The 16,034-nt window shown below is 64.1% G+C and carries 16 protein-coding genes; 7 read left to right on the top strand and 9 right to left on the bottom strand.

Annotation, left to right across the window (positions count from 1 at the left end):
• Positions 1-75 precede the first annotated feature (75 nt).
• Positions 76-1,314, top strand: coding sequence for a TIGR03862 family flavoprotein (locus tag OO258_RS14495; RefSeq protein WP_266031139.1), 1,239 nt, complete (start codon positions 76-78; stop codon positions 1,312-1,314).
• 693 nt (positions 1,315-2,007) lie between these two features.
• Here OO258_RS14495 and OO258_RS14490 read toward each other — a convergent pair.
• The 5 genes from OO258_RS14490 to OO258_RS14470 all read right to left on the bottom strand — a co-directional run bounded on the left by OO258_RS14490 (position 2,008) and on the right by OO258_RS14470 (position 6,435).
• The gene (locus OO258_RS14490; RefSeq protein WP_266031137.1) at positions 2,008-3,330 is read right to left on the bottom strand and encodes a DEAD/DEAH box helicase; all 1,323 of its coding nucleotides are present in this window, start codon (positions 3,328-3,330) and stop codon (positions 2,008-2,010) included.
• Between the two features lie 54 nt (positions 3,331-3,384).
• The gene (yedA, locus tag OO258_RS14485; protein ID WP_266031135.1) at positions 3,385-4,305 is read right to left on the bottom strand and encodes a drug/metabolite exporter YedA; all 921 of its coding nucleotides are present in this window, start codon (positions 4,303-4,305) and stop codon (positions 3,385-3,387) included.
• 117 nt (positions 4,306-4,422) lie between these two features.
• Positions 4,423-5,028 (bottom strand): PolC-type DNA polymerase III, encoded by a 606-nt coding sequence (locus tag OO258_RS14480; protein ID WP_266031132.1) that lies wholly within the window; start codon positions 5,026-5,028, stop codon positions 4,423-4,425.
• An 8-nt stretch (positions 5,029-5,036) separates the two neighbouring features.
• Entirely contained in the window at positions 5,037-5,516 is a 480-nt protein-coding gene (locus tag OO258_RS14475) for an NYN domain-containing protein (protein ID WP_016489324.1), read from the bottom strand.
• A gap of 160 nt (positions 5,517-5,676) precedes the next feature.
• The gene (locus OO258_RS14470; RefSeq protein WP_266031129.1) at positions 5,677-6,435 is read right to left on the bottom strand and encodes a DUF2076 domain-containing protein; all 759 of its coding nucleotides are present in this window, start codon (positions 6,433-6,435) and stop codon (positions 5,677-5,679) included.
• 167 nt (positions 6,436-6,602) lie between these two features.
• On the opposite strand from OO258_RS14470, the gene OO258_RS14465 reads away from it, so the two are divergent.
• Entirely contained in the window at positions 6,603-7,259 is a 657-nt protein-coding gene (locus OO258_RS14465) for a YciC family protein (protein WP_266031128.1), read from the top strand.
• A 98-nt stretch (positions 7,260-7,357) separates the two neighbouring features.
• Positions 7,358-7,849 carry a hypothetical protein gene (locus OO258_RS14460; protein ID WP_266031127.1) on the top strand — a complete coding sequence of 164 codons (492 nt, stop codon included), beginning with the start codon at positions 7,358-7,360 and terminating at the stop codon, positions 7,847-7,849.
• 9 nt (positions 7,850-7,858) lie between these two features.
• Here the strand turns inward: OO258_RS14460 and hrpB are convergent, their stop codons facing one another.
• Entirely contained in the window at positions 7,859-10,387 is a 2,529-nt protein-coding gene (hrpB, locus tag OO258_RS14455; RefSeq protein ID WP_266031126.1) for an ATP-dependent helicase HrpB, read from the bottom strand.
• Positions 10,388-10,503: 116 nt separating this feature from the next.
• Between hrpB and OO258_RS14450 the strand changes: the two genes are divergently transcribed.
• Together OO258_RS14450 and OO258_RS14445 are read left to right on the top strand one after the other, a co-directional pair.
• On the top strand, positions 10,504-10,923 hold the full coding sequence (locus OO258_RS14450) for a polyribonucleotide nucleotidyltransferase (protein ID WP_110746385.1): 420 nt from the start codon (positions 10,504-10,506) through the stop codon (positions 10,921-10,923).
• A gap of 22 nt (positions 10,924-10,945) precedes the next feature.
• On the top strand, positions 10,946-11,818 hold the full coding sequence (locus OO258_RS14445; RefSeq protein ID WP_323054382.1) for a cation diffusion facilitator family transporter: 873 nt from the start codon (positions 10,946-10,948) through the stop codon (positions 11,816-11,818).
• A gap of 7 nt (positions 11,819-11,825) precedes the next feature.
• Here OO258_RS14445 and OO258_RS14440 read toward each other — a convergent pair whose 3' ends face one another.
• A complete protein-coding gene (locus OO258_RS14440) occupies positions 11,826-12,668 on the bottom strand; it encodes a DUF6515 family protein (RefSeq protein WP_266031125.1) in 843 nt (280 codons plus the stop codon).
• A 395-nt stretch (positions 12,669-13,063) separates the two neighbouring features.
• On the opposite strand from OO258_RS14440, the gene OO258_RS14435 reads away from it, so the two are divergent.
• Both OO258_RS14435 and OO258_RS14430 read left to right on the top strand, forming a co-directional pair.
• Positions 13,064-13,540 (top strand): Lrp/AsnC family transcriptional regulator, encoded by a 477-nt coding sequence (locus tag OO258_RS14435; protein WP_003249795.1) that lies wholly within the window; start codon positions 13,064-13,066, stop codon positions 13,538-13,540.
• A gap of 54 nt (positions 13,541-13,594) precedes the next feature.
• Positions 13,595-13,798, top strand: coding sequence for a DUF2788 domain-containing protein (locus OO258_RS14430; protein ID WP_110746051.1), 204 nt, complete (start codon positions 13,595-13,597; stop codon positions 13,796-13,798).
• Between the two features lie 114 nt (positions 13,799-13,912).
• Here the strand turns inward: OO258_RS14430 and OO258_RS14425 are convergent, their stop codons facing one another.
• Positions 13,913-14,545, bottom strand: coding sequence for a pseudouridine synthase (locus tag OO258_RS14425; protein ID WP_266031123.1), 633 nt, complete (start codon positions 14,543-14,545; stop codon positions 13,913-13,915).
• A 6-nt stretch (positions 14,546-14,551) separates the two neighbouring features.
• On the bottom strand, positions 14,552-16,015 hold the full coding sequence (amn, locus tag OO258_RS14420; protein WP_110746049.1) for an AMP nucleosidase: 1,464 nt from the start codon (positions 16,013-16,015) through the stop codon (positions 14,552-14,554).
• Between the last annotated feature and the right edge of the window lie 19 nt (positions 16,016-16,034).

The following is a 16,034-nucleotide window of genomic DNA, read 5'->3' as shown; positions in this document are numbered from 1 at the left end:
GTTATTTTTTGATCAGTGCTTCCAGGGCCCACGCTGCGCTAGAATGGGCATCTTTTCCACAGCCCGCTACCCACCATGCCCGATCTCAACCCCGCCTCCCCTCCCCTCGCAGTCGTCATCGGTGGCGGCCCGGCCGGCCTGATGGCCGCTGAAGCCCTGGCCCAGGCAGGCCTGGCGGTGGAAGTGTTCGATGCCATGCCTTCGGTAGGGCGCAAGTTCCTGCTGGCGGGTGTCGGCGGCATGAACATCACCCACTCCGAGCCCTACCCGGCGTTCGTCGCCCGCTATGCCGAGCGCCAGGGCAACATCGAAGCCCTGCTGCGCGACTTCGACGCCGACGCCTTGCGCCAGTGGATTCACGGTCTTGGCGTCGAAACCTTTGTCGGTACCTCGGGCCGGGTGTTCCCCTCCGACATGAAAGCCGCACCGCTGCTACGCGCCTGGCTCAAGCGCCTGCGTGAAAGTGGCGTAGTTATCCACACCCGTCACCGCTGGTTGGGCTGGAATGCCGACGGTGCCTTGCGGATTGCTTATCCACAGGGCGAGCGCGCGGTGAAGGCTGCAGTCGTGGTACTGGCGCTGGGTGGCGGCAGTTGGGCGCGATTGGGTTCGGACGGCGCCTGGCAGCCATTGTTGGCCGAACGGGCTGTGGATATCTCGCCTATACAACCCAGCAACTGCGGGTTTGAGGTGGAAGGCTGGAGCGCCTTGCTGAAGCAAAAATTCGCGGGCGCGCCATTGAAGAACATTGCCCTCAGCGTGCCCGGCAGCGCACCGCGCAAGGGCGAGTTCATCCTCACCGCACAAGGTGTTGAAGGCAGCCTGGTATATGCCTGGTCGGCGCCAGTGCGCGAGGCCATCAACCGCGAAGGCCAAGGGGTACTGCTGCTCGACCTGCTGCCGGACAAGCCTGTGGACAAGATTGCCCAGGCACTGGCCAAGCCACGTGGCTCGCGCTCAATGGCCAAGCATCTGCACAGCCAGCTGGGGATTGATGGGGTGAAGGCGGCGCTGCTGCGCGAACTGACCGATCAGGCGACCTTTGCTGACCCAGGGTCGCTGGCCCGGGCGATCAAGGCATTGCCGATCACCTTGGTGCGTACGCGGCCACTGGATGAAGCGATCAGCAGTGCCGGCGGGGTCCGCTTCGAGGGGCTGGATGAGGGGTTGATGGTCAAGGCCGTGCCGGGGGTGTTCTGTGCCGGCGAGATGCTGGACTGGGAGGCGCCGACCGGGGGGTATCTGCTCACGGCGTGCTTTGCCAGCGGCTTGCGCGCCGGGCGGGCAGCGGCGGATTGGGTGCGGGCCTCCTGACCGATTGCCGAGGCGGCTTCCACAAGTACTGCGTCAACCTCCAAATGGTGCAGTCCCTGTGAGAGCAACTGTCTTGCTCAGCTTCTAGCATCTAGCGCGATCCATGTGGGAGCGGCTTCAGCCGCGAACACCGGCGGAGCCGGTGCCATGCACCGTGTTGTCCCGCGAACACGGGCGAAGCCCGTGCCATGCGCCGTGTTGGATGCTTCGCGGGACAAGCCCGCTCCCACAGGTACCCCCGCTGGCTTGGGGCTGATGCAGTACCTGAGGAAACAACTGGCTTGCTCAATTTCCAGAATCTAGCGCAACCCCTGTGGGAGCGGCTTTAGCCGCGAACACCGGCGGAGCCGGTGCCATGCACCGTGTTGGATGCTTCGCGGGACAAGCCCGCTCCCACAGGCACCCCGCAGGCTTGGGGCTGATGCTGTACCTGAGGAAACAACTGGCTTGCTCAATTTCCAGAATCTAGCGCAACCCCTGTGGGAGCGGCTTTAGCCGCGAACACCGGCGGAGCCGGTGCCATGCACCGTGTTGGATGCTTCGCGGGCAAGCCCGCTCCCACAGGTACCCCGCAGGCTTGAGGCTAATGCAGTACCTGAGGAAACAACTGGCGTGCTCAATTTCCAGAATCTAGCGCAACCCCTGTGGAAGCGGGCTTGCGTCGCAAAAGGGCCGCGAAGCGGCCCCAAAGTCTCACGGTTTCCGCTTGCGCGGCCCACCATTGAAGCTCGGTACCTTGCGCACCGCCTTCACCGCCGGCTCCGGCTCACCACCGTCCATCCAGCGCCCCAGCCCACGTTTGGCACTGTTCTCTTTTGGTTTCTTGGGCTTCTTCGGCTTTTTGATCACCTGGCCGCTGGCATCGGTCATCGGCACCCGGTGGTCAGGGATGAAATCCGGTTCTTCATGGCGCGGCAGGGTCTGCCGTGTCAGCACTTCGATCGCCGACAACAGCTGCACTTCGTCCGCACACACCAGGGAAATCGCCTCGCCCTTGTTACCCGCCCGCCCGGTACGGCCGATGCGATGCACGTAATCCTCGGCAACGATCGGCAGGTCAAGATTGACCACCAGCGGCAGGTCATCGATGTCCAGGCCGCGGGCAGCCACGTCGGTCGCCACCAGCACCTGGATCTCACGGGCCTTGAAGCTGTCCAGTGCGCGCTGGCGGGTGGCCTGCGGGCGGTCACCGTGGATGCCGTCGGCATTCACCCCTTCGGCCAGCAAGCGCTCCACCAACTGGTCGACGCCATTGCGGGTCTTGGCGAACACCAGCACCTGCTTCCAGCGCTGCTTGCGCATCAGGTGGCAGAACAGGTCTTCTTTGCGCTTTTTATCCACAGGCACCAGCCACTGCTTGACGCTGCTGGCCGTGGCATTGCGCGGGCTTACCTCGATGCTTAGCGGGTCATTCAGCGCCAGCCCTGCCAGCATGCGGATTTGCTCGGAGAAGGTCGCGGAGAACAACAGCGTCTGGCGCTTGCGTGGCAGCGCGGCATACACCGACTGCAGTTCTTCGGCGAAACCCAGGTCGAGCATGCGGTCGGCTTCGTCCAGCACCAGGGTCTGCACCTGGTTGAACTTCACCGCATTCTGCCGGAACAGGTCGAGCAAGCGGCCGGGAGTAGCCACCAGCAAGTCGACGCCACGGCGCAGGCGCATCATCTGTGGGTTGATGCTGACCCCACCGTACACCGCATAGGTGCTCAACGGCAGGTTCTCGGCGTACTCACGCACATTATTGTGCACCTGCTCGGCCAGCTCACGGGTGGGCACCAGCACCAATGCACGGATCGAGTTGCTGGCCACCTTCTCGCCTTCCAGCGCCAGGCGCTGCAGTACGGGCAGGGCAAAGCCGGCGGTCTTGCCGGTACCGGTCTGGGCTGCGGCCATCAGGTCGCGCCCGGCAAGCACGGTGGGGATGGCCTGGGCCTGCACCGGGGTCGGGGTGGTGTAGTCCAGCTGCTGCAGGGTGCGCAGCAGCGGTTCGATCAGGCCGAGTTTGGCGAAATTCATGGCAATACCATCAGGGGTTCAGCGAAGGCGGCAAGTTTACCGCATCGCCCCTGCCTACTTGCAGATTTCGCCATTCAACGGCTGTGCAGGTTCAGGTGCCTTGCGCCACTGCGGCAGGCCGATCAGCACCACCGCACCAATGATCACCGCCATCGCCACGCACTCCTCGGCGCCGATCTGTTCACCAGCAAACACAATGCCCAGCAGCACCGCCACCGCCGGGTTGACGTAGGCATAGCTGGTGGCAGCCGCCGGGCGCACATGCTTGAGCAGGTACATATAGGCACTGAAGGCCAGGATCGAACCGAAAAACACCAGGTAGGCCAGCGCGCCCCAACCAGCAGCGGTCGGCATCTGCGTCATGCGTTCGCCCGACAGCACGCTGCCCAGCAACAGCACCGCGCCCCCCACCAGCATTTCGGCAGCGCTGGCCATCGGCCCCTGTGGCAGCGGCAAGGACTTGCTCCACACCGAGCCGAATGCCCACGATGCCGCCGCGAAGATGATCAGCGCTGCACCAATCGGGCTGGCCTGCAGGTTGGAGCCCAGGTTCAGCAGGCCGATACCGACCAGCCCAAGGGCAATCCCCGCCCACTCCAGCTTCGAATTGCGGTGCCCGAACAACAGGCCGAACAGCAGCGTAAACAACGGTACCGTGGCCACTGCCAATGCCGCTACACCCGACGCCACACCCGCATGTTCAGCAACAGTGACACCGCCGTTACCACAGCTCAGCAGCAAGAAGCCGATTGCCCCTGCCGCCCGCCACTGCGGCCAGGTCGGTGCCGGCACGCCGCGCCAACGCAGGAAGCCGTACAGCAGGCCACCGGCAATCAGAAAGCGCACCCCGGCCATGAGCATGGGTGGCCAGCTCTCGACGCCAATGCGAATGAACAGGTAGGTGGAGCCCCAGACCAGGTACAAGGCCAGGAAGGCACCAATGAGGAGCAAGGGAAAGCGACGGGAGGCAGGCATGGAACACTCGAAATCCATTTACGGGTGGCTCAGTTTACGAGCCTGCCTGGGTAAACATAAGTTACAAAATGGCTTGAAATGAGCGGCACACTTTTGGTGCGTTCGGCTCGAAGGCCCTTACCTGCAATTTGCCAGGATGTTCCGGACCTTCGCCGCAGGGGTCTTCTGCAACCTGCACAGCAGCTCATGAGAAAGCCGCTCCACACCATGGTGCTGACGCAATACGCCGGCCAGATGCTGCAACAGGTTGGCCGCCATTTCGGCATCGGCCATCGCCCGGTGCGCTGTGCCCGTGTCCGGTAGCCCGGCCCAACGGGTCAGGGTACCCAGCTTGTGGTTCGGCGCCGCCGGCAACAGGCGCCGGGACAGCAGCAGCGAACAGGCGAACGGCTGGCTGCGGGTACGGCCGATACGGCTCAGTTCGTAATCCCAGAATTTTTGGTCGAACGCCGCGTTGTGCGCCAGCAACGGGGTGCCGCCAACAAACTCGGCCACCTCGCTCATTACCTGGTCGACCGGCGGCGCGCTGCGCAGCATGGCCGTGGTGATGCCGGTCAGCCCGGCTACAAATGCCGGTACCGGCACACCCGCATTCATCAGGCTCTGGTAGCGCTCGACGATGCGCCCGCCCTCCAGCATTACCACCGCGACTTCGGTTGCACGACAGCCGGTACCGGGGGAAATGCCGGTGGTTTCAAAGTCGATGACAGCGATGCGTTCCACGAATAACCTCAGTGCTTGAGCAACAACTTACCCTCGATGGGTACATAGCGGGTGGCAGCGCGGATCAGCGACAGTGCCGTCAGCCCAGGCACACCATACACCACCGCTTCAGTACCGTGGCGCTGGATCACCCGCTCCAGCAGCAGGTCGAAATCACCATCGCCGGAGGCCAGCACCACCTGGTCGACACGGCTGGCCGCATCGATCACGTCCAGGGTAATGCCCACATCCCAGTCGCCCTTGGCCGAGCCATCGCTGCGCTGGATGAAAGGCTTGAGGCGCACATCGAAACCGAGGTTACGCAATATCTGCTGGAATTGTTGCTGTTTGCTGTCGCCACGGTCGATGGCATACGCCACGGCCTCGACGATCTGGCCTTCGCGGCTGACATCGGCCCACAGGGCGGTGTAGTTGAAATGGCAACCATGAGCCTGGCGCACGGTGTAGTAGAGGTTCTGCACATCGGCGAACAGCGCGATCTTTTTCACCTGGGAACCTCATTTATGGCCTGGAGTGCTGGGGGGCTGCTCCGCAGCCCTTCGCGGGCACGCCCGCCCCCACAGGTATCGCGCGCACATCTGTGGGAGCGGGCGTGCCCGCGAAGGGGCGCAAAGCGCCCCCGGAGTTGCAAGCAGTATGCCAGACCTGTCAGACGTAAGAATCGTCGTCCGAGAAGAACCCGCCGTCATCGCTGCCGTAATCGGTGTCGGCGTACCCACCCTGGTCACTGCCCCAGCCACCATTGCCAGCCACTTGATGTTGCCCGCCCTGGTCATTCCAGCCGCCAGTGTCGCTGGCAGGTGCAGGCTCTTCCTTGATCACCTCCACCACTTCCTCGGGCTGCGAGTTGTGGTTGAACAGGCTGCTGATACCCTGCGCCAGCAACACACCACCGGCCACGCCGGCGGCGGTCTGCATGGCCCCACCGAGGAAGCTGCTGGCACCACCACGTGCCGGTGCGGCACCGAAGCCAGGCTGCTGCGCCTGCGGCTGGGAGAAGCCAGGTGCTGATGGCTCACGCCAGCCACCACCCGATGCTACAGGTGGTGCCGAAGGGCGCTGCGGCTGCACCGCCGGCGCTGCGTTGCGCCCACTCGAACCAAAGATGCTGGACAAGAAACCACCCCCGCCACTGCTCGGCGTACTGCTGGCGGCTTGTGCCGCCTGAGCCTGCGCGCGGGCCTGTTGCAGCTCGGCTTCAAGCTGCTTGTTCTGCTCGTCGAGGCGCTTGATCGCGGCCTCCTGCACCAGGATCGCCTGGGCCATGTAGTAAGGCGCCGCCGGCTGCTGGCGCAGGTGCTGCTCGATGCAGGCCTGGGCCTGTGGGTCACGCGGCTGGCTTGGGTCTTCGGCTTGCTTGATGCGGCCGAACAGGCCGTCGATCAGGGTTTGTTCTTCAGTGTTCATGGGGCGACCTCGTGGGGTAGCAGGACAACGGACAGCGTCAAAGATGGGGCGTGCCGGCGCGGGATTCAATCTCCGCCGCGGTGAAACTTTTTTCAGCAAGTGACAGCCCCTGGCTTGCTTTGGGCTAAAGTGATGCCCTTGTTTTTACTGCCATGCGATGTTGACCGATGAATCCGCTGAGCGTCCTGCGCGACTCCCTGTACTTCTTCCGCCGCCACCTGCCAAACATTCTCCAGCTGTGCCTGCCGCTGGTGGTGCTGGAGGCCCTGCTCACCCAACTGTTGTACCGGCAGCTGGGCGACCAGGCATCACCGGCCTACGGCATGCTGGTCAGCCTGCTGTTCTACCCGCTGTACAGTGCTGCACTGATCCTGTACCTGGACACCCGCAGCAAAGGCCAGGATATCGCCAACCGCGACCTGTTCGCCCGGGCCGTGCAGCTGTGGCCGCAACTGGCGCTGCTGATCCTGATCAGTTCGCTGCTGATCATGGCTGGCCTTGCGCTGTTCATCTTCCCGGGCGTGTGGATCATGATCAACCTGGTGTTCGCCGAGTACCTGCTGGTACTGCGCGGCCGCCCGGTGGTGCAGGCAATGCGCGACAGTGCCAGCATGACCACCGGGCACTTCATGCGCATCATGATTTGTGTGGTGGCGGTACTGGCGCCGATCTGGCTGATCGACGGGCTGCTGCTGATGGCCTTCCCCGAGCCCTCCCCCGGCATGGAACTGGCCATGGACAGCCTCAGTGGCTTCCTGCAGCTGTTCAGCACCGTGGTGCTGTACCGCCTGTTCATGCTGCTGGAGGGCGAGGCCAGCACCTGAGCGCACCAGGGGCGCAAAGCACTGGAGGAAGCGGTTCTGCCTCCAGTGCTGCCGCTGCGGTACCTACAGTGGGATCCCGATAACCCAGGTGACCCCACATGAACCACGAAATACAGCGTAGATATGCCAGGTCGTTCAGCGCTCGGCTGTACGCAATAGACAGCGACAGGACTGTTCCCTTGCACCAAAGCACCGGCACTGAGCGATGGGACTGGGGCTTTGAGCCGCAATCCGGTTGGCTGATGGCAGGCGGCACAGCCCCGTCGATCCTCCTGTCGTTCGCCTTTCATTCCCAGTCCGAAGATCGGCTCCACTTCCACATCAGGCCGGTCGGGAGCCAGGCTCGAAAAAAACTCGGCCTCAGCCGCAACGGCTACCTGGGGTTCTACGAGCTGGCGCAAGTGTCCGACTACTGGAAGCTCGAGCCGCTGGAGCTTACCGAACACGGTCTGATCTGCTACATCCGCGATCATGAGGGCCATCGGGTGGGCGCCATAAAAGACTACCCACACCATGATCAACAGGTCATGAGCCTGCTGAATACAAGGCAAGGCGAAACCCTGACCTTCCTCCTCCAGCAGGTCGACTGAAACCGCCCTTCAGGTGCCCCGCGGCTTTGCCCGAGCGGTTGCCTCGGCCACCAACGGGTCATCCGGCCAGTAATGCTTCGGGTACCGCCCCTTGAGGTCCTTCTTCACTTCGGCATAGGTGGTACGCCAGAAACTGGCCAGGTCCTGTGTCACCTGCACCGGGCGGCGTGCGGGTGACAAAAGGTGCAGCTTGACCTGTTGGCGGCCATTGGCGATGCGCGGGGTGTCGGCAAGGCCGAACAGCTCTTGCAGGCGCACGGCAAGAATCGGCGGGTTCTCGCTGTAATCCAGCCGAATGTTCGAGCCCGACGGGACGGCAATGTGTGCCGGTGCCTGCTCCTCCAGACGCTGGGGCAGTGGCCAGGGCAAAAGATTGCGCAGCATCGCTGGCAGGTCCAGGGCGGCGAAATGACCGAGCCGCGACACTTTGCCCAGGTACGGCAGCAACCAGTCTTCCAGGCTGGCTAGCAGTGCCTCGTCAGCCAGGTCGGGCCACTCACTGTGCCCGCCATTGTCCAGGTCCAACTGACGCAGCAGTCCCACCCGCGCCTGCCACTGCCGAAGCTCAGGGGTCCAGGTCAGCAAGTTCAGGCCCTTGCGCCGAACCAGGCCAAGCAGTGCCCGGGCTCGGGTTTCATCGTCCAGCCCGGGAAGCGGCTCGCGGCTCAGCACCAGTTCGCCAACCTTCACCTGGCGCTCGGCACGCAGCACCTGCTCCCGCTCGTCCCAATCAAGCACATCGACCCGCTGGACCTGCTCGGCGAGGACACTGTCGAGCAGCGCCGGATCGAATTCGGCGGCGAGGTAGATGCGCTCCTCCCGCTGGCCCTGGCGGCTTCCCAGGTCGGCGATCACCAGCCACGGGCACTTCATCAGCGCATCGACCTCGGCAAACAGCGCCGCACGGCCGTTGGCCAGCCGATATTCAGCACCGCCTTCACGACGTTGCTGGGCGACACGGTCAGGGTAAGCCAGCGCCAGCAGCGCACCCAGCCAGCGCGGATGGGCCGGGTCGGCCACTGCGGTAGCAGCCTTGCCCCGCAGCAGCCCGCGGTATTGGCGAGACAGCTGCCGGGCACGTTGCACGCCACCCTGGCCGCCACGCCCTGCTTTGCTCTCGCCGCTGACCAGCGCCAGGCGGCTATGCAAATCGGCACCACCACCACGCTGGATATCCCGCTCGCCCAACAGCGCAGCGACATCGCAAGCCATCTGTGCCAGGCCCAGGGCCTGGCCGCGCAGCAACAAATGCGCGATACGTGGATGCGCTGGCAATTCGGCCATGGCCTGGCCATGTTCGCTGAGGTTGTCACGGCTGCCCGGTTTGAAGGCATCGAGCCGCGCCAGCAGGTCCTGAGCCTGGGCAAACGCGGCCAGCGGTGGCTGGTCGAGCCAGCGCAGTTGCTCGGGAGCCACGCCCCAGCGCGCCAGCTGCAGAGCCAGCCCAGACAGGTCGGCCTGCAGGATTTCGGCACTGCCATGGGCGGCGAGTTGGTCATGCTGAGCCTCAGACCAGAGGCGATAGCACACACCTGGTTCCAGGCGGCCAGCCCGCCCAGCGCGCTGGGTGGCACTGGCGCGCGAAATGCGCTGGGTGTCCAGGCGGGTCATGCCGCTGCCTGGGTCGAAACGGGGCACCCGAGCGAGACCAGCATCGATCACCACCCGCACACCATCGATGGTCAGGCTGGTTTCGGCGATGTTGGTGGCCAACACCACTTTGCGCAGGCCCTTTGCCGGCGGGTCGATGGCCGCTCGCTGGGCGTTGAGGTCAAGCTCGCCATGCAACGGGCACAGCAGCACATCGGGCCGCTCGCCCAAGGCCTCCTGCAGGCTCTGGTGCACACGGCGAATCTCGGCCTGGCCAGGCAGGAAGACCAACACACTGCCCGCCTGGTCGGCCAGCGCTTGCAGCACGCTGTCAACGACGCGGGGCTCGATGAATTCGCCGGGCTGGAACGGCCGCCCCCAGCGGATATCGACCGGGTGCATACGCCCTTCGCTGCTGACCACAGGGGCATCGCCAAGCAGCCGCGACAAGCGCTCGCCCTCCAGCGTGGCGGACATAAGCAGAATTTTCAGTGGCGGGTCGTCGCGCAGGAGTTCGCGGCCATTGAGGCTCAGCGCCAGGGCAAGGTCGGCATCCAGGCTGCGCTCATGGTATTCGTCGAAAATCAGCAAGCCCACGCCTTCCAGCGCGGGGTCGGCCTGCAGGCGCCGGGTGAGGATACCTTCGGTGACCACTTCGATGCGGGTTTTCGGCCCGACCTTGCTGTCCAGGCGGATGCGGTAACCCACGGTTTCACCGACCTGCTCGCCCAGTTCGCTGGCCAGCCGCTCGGCTGCCGCGCGCGCCGCCAGGCGCCGTGGTTCAAGCATCAGAATGGTCTGCCCGGCCAGCCACGGCTCGCGCAGCAGTGCCAGCGGCACGCGGGTGGTCTTGCCGGCGCCAGGCGGCGCTTCAAGCACCGCTTCGTCACGGTTTTGCAATGCCTCGCACAGCGCAGGCAAGACGGCATCGATTGGTAAAGAAATCATGGTGGTCCTCGAACAGTCCCGCGAGTATAACGGCGAACCCAGCCTGCTCTATCATGGTCTTAGCTTCAGGTGCTGGCGCTTCGCTTGCCCTGCTGAAAACCTTCTCGGAGATTTACATGCGCATCCCAACCCGCGTCATCGGTGGCGTCCTGATTGCCACCCTGCTGACCCAACTGACCGCCTGCGGCACCATTTTCTACCCGGACCGTCGCGGCCAGATCGGCGGCAAGATCGACCCCGTGGTTGCCGCAATGGACGCTATCGGCATCCTGTTCTACGTGATCCCCGGGCTGATCGCCTTTGGCATCGACTTCGCGACCGGCGCCATCTACTACCCAGGTGGCCGTACCGCTCAGGTCGACCCGGCGAAACTGCAGGAAGCCGTCAGCCCAGAGGGCAAGGTCGACAACCTGAAGCTGCAGGCCATTCTCGAAAGCGAACTGGGCCAGCGTCTGCCGCTGGACGACCCGCGGCTGATCCAGCACCGCGGCAGCATCGAGCAGCTTGCCAGCCTGGGCCTGGTGCCAGCAGCCTGAACCACAAGGACGCTGACCACGGATGATCACCACCCCGGCTGAACACCAGCGTTTGCTGCGCCTGGCCACCCGCGCGTCACTGGCGGTAGCCAGCATCCTGGTGCTGAGCAAGGCGCTGGCCTGGTGGCTGAGCGGCTCGGTAAGCCTGCTGGCCGGGTTGACCGACTCGGCCCTGGACGCCGTAGCCTCGTTCCTCAACCTGCTGGCGGTGCACTACGCGCTGCGCCCGGCCGACGATGACCACCGCTTCGGCCACGGCAAGGCCGAAGCCCTGGCCGGCATGGCGCAGGCGCTGTTCATCGCCGTCAGTGCAGTGCTGATCGGTGTGCAGGCGGTCGAGCGCCTGCACAACCCGCAGCCGCTGGGTGATACCGCCATCGGCATCGCGGTGATGCTGCTGTCGCTGGTGCTCACGCTTGCCCTGTTGGCATTTCAGTACAAAGTCATCCGCCTGACCGGGTCCACGGCGGTAAGAGCCGACTCCCTGCACTACCGCTCGGACTTGCTGCTCAACAGCAGCATCTTGCTGGCGTTGCTGCTGGCCCGTTTTGGCTGGCCGCAGCTGGATGCACTGTTCGGCCTGGGCATTGCCCTCTACATCCTCTGGAGTGCGTTGCAAATTGCCCGTGAGAGCACGGCGATCCTGATGGACAAGGAACTGCCAGGCGATGTTGGCGAGGAGATGGCCGCGCTGGTGCTGGCGATTGCGGGGGTCAAAGGCGTGCATGACCTGCGTACGCGGGTGTCGGGCAACCAGTGGTTCGTGCAATTGCACCTGGAGTTGCCGGGGCAGCTGCCGCTGCATGAAGCGCACGGGTTATGCGTAGAGGCTTCACGGGTGATCCGCCAGCGTTATCCACAGGCGGATGTGATGGTGCACGCCGATCCAGTGTAAACCTGGATCAGTTGATGCTGTAGCCCCGCCCACTGAAGCAGGCCCCCAGCGCCCGTTGGTAGTTGCTGAGCACGTTGGCCGGCGGCGCGTACGTCGCCGTCGCCGGGTCGAAACCCGACTGGCTCACGGCCCACCGATGGCACTGGTAACGGTCCTGCTCCTGCTGCTCCTGGCCCTGGCCATACATCGGGTATGCCACCACGTCATAGCCACCATTTGAAGGTGCCACCGGGACCGGTGCCGGCACGCCGACCGGTGGGTTGACCACCACGTATTCCTGGCTGTCTGCCAGGTACTGGTAGTAGGTATCGGCCACCAGGAAGAACAGCGCACCACCCAGCCACACTTCCCGCGCGTAGGGCGGCAGGTAGTTGACCCGCACGCCGTAAGGCGGGGTCACCACGATGTAACTGCCGCCATGCGGGCGGTACCAGTAGCCACCCGAGTAGAAGTACTCACTGCCGCGATAAGGCACTTTCCAGTAGCGGTCGGGGAAATGATCGATGGTGTGCCCAGGGCGATATTGCGGGCCTGGCCCCCAGCCATTGCCATGACCATCCGGGCGGCCCTGCCAGTCACCCCCTGGGCGCTGCCCAGGGCCACCGGCTTGCCAGTGGCGGTTATCGCCATGACGTTGGGGAATGTCCTGATAATAGCCCTGGCGCGGGGGCTGGGTCTGGCGCACTTCGTCGCGCGAGTTGAGCGATCGGCCCGGCCCAGGCCCACCTTCACCTTGCAGCTGCTGGCCGCGTTCACCCTGCCCCTCGCCCGGCCCTTCGGCCAAGGCTCCAAGGCTGATGCTCAAACCCAGCAAACCAACACCTGCCAACTGCCAGATGCGCGACTTCATGGTATTCCTCTCGCTAGAAAAAACTGCACCCGCAACCAGTCTACCGCGCCCGTCACACAGGCCAATTAAATTTCCAGACATTAAAAAAGGGAGGCCACAGGGCCTCCCTTCAGGAATTGTCGTCCGTGCTCGGCACTTGTGGCGCCGGCTCACCTCACAGCGTCTTCTGGAAGCTGTGTAGCCCGGGGGCCTGCAGATCCTGTTGGATGGCTGGCCGCGACCGCCCGCCTAGGGCGCGTCGCCGTGGACTGATGTCCGGGCAGTGATTCTGTTGATAAAGATACCGGACAGGTTGCGACAGAGGATTGCGAAGATTGCTTGGATAAATAGCACTTGCGCAATTTTTCACCCTGGATTGATAATTCGCCGCAATTCGAACAGAAAAGGCAAATGCCATGAGCAAACTTGACCGCTACGACCTGAGCATCCTCGCCGAATTGCAGCGCGATGCGCGCATTTCCAACCAGGAACTGGCCGAGCGCATCGGCCTATCGCCCTCGCCATGCTCGCGTCGGGTCAAGCAACTGGAAGACGACGGCTACATCTCGCGCCAGGTGGCACTGCTCGACCGCAAGAAGCTGGGCCTGAGCCTGACCGCTTACGTGCTGATCGGCATGGACCGCCACACCCCGGAGCGTTTCGAAACTTTCGAAGCCGCCATCCGCAACCTGCCACAGGTACTCGAATGCAGCCTGGTCACTGGCATGGATGCCGATTACCAGCTGAAAGTGGTGGTGCCCGACATGGATCACTACCAGAAACTGCTGCTGGGCAGCCTGACGCGCATCGAAGGCGTCACCAGCGTGCGCTCGAGCTTCGTGCTCAACCAGGTGCTGGCCAGCACCGAGCTGCCCTTGACCCACCTGCGTTAATCGCCCGCGCCAGCAGGCGTATAATCGAGCGCTCAACCCGCCTGGAGAACACCGATGGATCCCGCCGTATTCGAAGAGTGGATGATGATCGTCCTGGTCACCGTGCTGATCGGTTTCATGGGCTTCATCGTCTGGGACCTGGCGAAAAAGTCCAAGGCAGGCAAGTTCGGCACGCTGATCCTGTTCTTCGTGCTGGGGCTTGGGGTGTTGGCCTTTATCATCAAGAGCGTGGTGGTGGGGTTTCTCGAAGGCGTGTAAAAAATTCCAGGGCCATTCGCGGGCACGCCCGCTCCCACAGATTTGGCGCTGCCTTCAAGTATTGCGCCGTCCCTGTGGGAGCGGGCGTGCCCGCGACCAGGCCTTTGATCTGAGCTAAAGCTTGGCAGGGACCTCCCGCCAGCAACCCTGCGCCAGCCCATCCAGCGCCCAATCCCCGATCCGCACCCGCACCAGGCGCAAGGTCGGCAGCCCCACCGCCGCCGTCATCCGCCGTACCTGGCGGTTACGCCCCTCACGGATCACCAGCTCCAGCCAGCGGGTCGGCACGCTCTTGCGAAAGCGTACCGGCGGGTTGCGTGGCCACAGTTCGGGTTCTTCCAGGCGCCGCGCCTCTGCCGGCAAGGTCGGCCCATCGTTCAGCTCCACGCCATCACGCAAGCGCTGCAACTGCTCGTCACTCGGCTCACCCTCCACCTGCACCCAGTAGGTCTTGGCCAGCTTGTGCCTGGGGTCGGCAATCCGGGCCTGCAACCCGCCATCGTTGGTCAGCAACAGCAAGCCTTCACTGTCACGGTCCAGCCGCCCGGCCGGGTACACGCCCGGGATGTCGATGAAATCCTTGAGGGTCGCGCGCCCTTCACCGTCGCTGAACTGGGTCAGCACGTCGAAGGGTTTATTGAACAGGATCAGGCGCGGCTCGGCCGGCGGTGCCTTGGGCTGGCGACGCGGGCCAATGGCAGGCCGCGCCTGGGGGCGGCGCGGCTTGTTACGGGGTGGCAGTGGCATGGATCCTCAGCGGAACGGCGGCTCATCGAAGCTGCGCAGTTTACGCGAGTGCAGCGAATTGAGCTCGGTGCGCAACAGGTCGAGGGCCGCAATGCCGATCTTCAGGTGCTGGCTGACCGCCCGGTTGTAGAAGGCGTTGGCCGAACCCGGCAGCTTGATCTCGCTGTGCAGCGGTTTGTCGGACACACACAGCAAGGTGCCGTATGGCACCCGCAAGCGGTAACCCTGGGCGGCAATGGTGCCGCTTTCCATGTCCACCGCCACCGCACGCGACAGGTTGATCAACGGACGCTCCTGAGCCCAGCGCAGCTCCCAGTTGCGATCATCGTAGGTCAGCACGGTGCCAGTACGCAGGCGTTTCTTCAACTGCTCGCCACGCTCGCCGGTAACCTGCGCGGCGGCCTCCTGCAACGCCAATTGCACTTCGGCCAGTGCCGGGATAGGGATATTTGGCGGCACTACGCGATCGAGGATGCCGTCACGGCGCATGTAGGCGTGGGCCAGCACGTAGTCGCCGATGGTCTGGGACTGACGCAGGCCGCCACAGTGGCCGATCATCAGCCAGCAGTGCGGGCGCAGTACGGCCAAGTGGTCGGTGATGTTCTTGGCATTGGACGGGCCCACGCCGATATTGACCAGGGTAACGCCGTCACCATCCCCGGCGATGAGGTGGTAGGCCGGCATCTGGTAACGGTGCCAGACCACGCTGGCTACCAGCGCTTGGGTCTCACCATGGTCCATGCCCTTCTCGATCACCACATTGCCCGGCAAGACCATGCGTACGAAGCGCGGGTCGTCACGCAGTTGCTCCAGGCCGTGGCTGATGAACTGGTCGACATACCGGTGGTAGTTGGTCAGCAGGATCCACGGCTGCACATGCCGCCAGTCGCTACCGGTGTAGTGCACCAGGCGGCGCAGCGAGAAATCGACGCGCGCGGCGTCGAACAGCGCCAGCGGCAAGACTTCGGCACGCTCCCAGTCGCACAGACCATCGGCAATGTTGTCGGTGGCGGCTGAAAGGTCGGTGCTGGGGAATACCCGTGCCAGCTGGGCAGCGGTAATGCCGCTGCCGGCCAGCTCGTCGCCCTGGTCGACCACGTAGGGGTAAGGGATGTTCTGCTCGCTGACCCCGACTTCCACCGTGACGGTGTAGTCGTGCATCAGCGGGCGCAGCTGCTCCAGCAGATAGCCACGGAATGCGGCGGGCTGGGTAACGGTGACGCTGTAGGTGCCGGCCACCTGGACCTTGGCATAGGCCCGCGTGGTAGCGGCGACTTCGCCGTGGCTGTAGTAGGTCAGGCGCAGTGCCGGGTAGCGAAACAGGTTGCGCTCTTCGGCATCAGGCTCGGTACGGTCCTTCAGGTAACGCTTCAGGGCCTGGCTAAGGGCCCCTGTGGCCTGTTCATGCAAAGCCGCCAGACGGTCGACGGCCTGTTCGGGAGTATCAACGACGATAAAAGCGTGGCTCACACTGTGCTTCCTGTCTGGA

Source organism: Pseudomonas sp. DCB_BI (assembly GCF_026240995.1).
Lineage (GTDB): Bacteria > Pseudomonadota > Gammaproteobacteria > Pseudomonadales > Pseudomonadaceae > Aquipseudomonas.
The sequence above is the reverse complement of the archived record's forward strand: the minus strand, read 5'-3'. Positions and strand labels throughout refer to the sequence as shown.

Excerpts from the sequence above, each read along its gene's own strand:
- OO258_RS14495 (WP_266031139.1), top strand. The coding sequence starts at position 76 with ATGCCCGATCTCAACCCCGCCTCCCCTCCCCTCGCAGTCGTCATCGGT.
- OO258_RS14490 (WP_266031137.1), bottom strand. The coding sequence starts at position 3,330 with ATGAATTTCGCCAAACTCGGCCTGATCGAACCGCTGCTGCGCACCCTG.
- yedA (WP_266031135.1), bottom strand. The coding sequence starts at position 4,305 with ATGCCTGCCTCCCGTCGCTTTCCCTTGCTCCTCATTGGTGCCTTCCTG.
- OO258_RS14470 (WP_266031129.1), bottom strand. The coding sequence starts at position 6,435 with ATGAACACTGAAGAACAAACCCTGATCGACGGCCTGTTCGGCCGCATC.
- OO258_RS14465 (WP_266031128.1), top strand. The coding sequence starts at position 6,603 with ATGAATCCGCTGAGCGTCCTGCGCGACTCCCTGTACTTCTTCCGCCGC.
- OO258_RS14460 (WP_266031127.1), top strand. The coding sequence starts at position 7,358 with ATGAACCACGAAATACAGCGTAGATATGCCAGGTCGTTCAGCGCTCGG.
- hrpB (WP_266031126.1), bottom strand. The coding sequence starts at position 10,387 with ATGATTTCTTTACCAATCGATGCCGTCTTGCCTGCGCTGTGCGAGGCA.
- OO258_RS14450 (WP_110746385.1), top strand. The coding sequence starts at position 10,504 with ATGCGCATCCCAACCCGCGTCATCGGTGGCGTCCTGATTGCCACCCTG.
- OO258_RS14445 (WP_323054382.1), top strand. The coding sequence starts at position 10,946 with ATGATCACCACCCCGGCTGAACACCAGCGTTTGCTGCGCCTGGCCACC.
- OO258_RS14440 (WP_266031125.1), bottom strand. The coding sequence starts at position 12,668 with ATGAAGTCGCGCATCTGGCAGTTGGCAGGTGTTGGTTTGCTGGGTTTG.
- OO258_RS14435 (WP_003249795.1), top strand. The coding sequence starts at position 13,064 with ATGAGCAAACTTGACCGCTACGACCTGAGCATCCTCGCCGAATTGCAG.
- OO258_RS14430 (WP_110746051.1), top strand. The coding sequence starts at position 13,595 with ATGGATCCCGCCGTATTCGAAGAGTGGATGATGATCGTCCTGGTCACC.
- OO258_RS14425 (WP_266031123.1), bottom strand. The coding sequence starts at position 14,545 with ATGCCACTGCCACCCCGTAACAAGCCGCGCCGCCCCCAGGCGCGGCCT.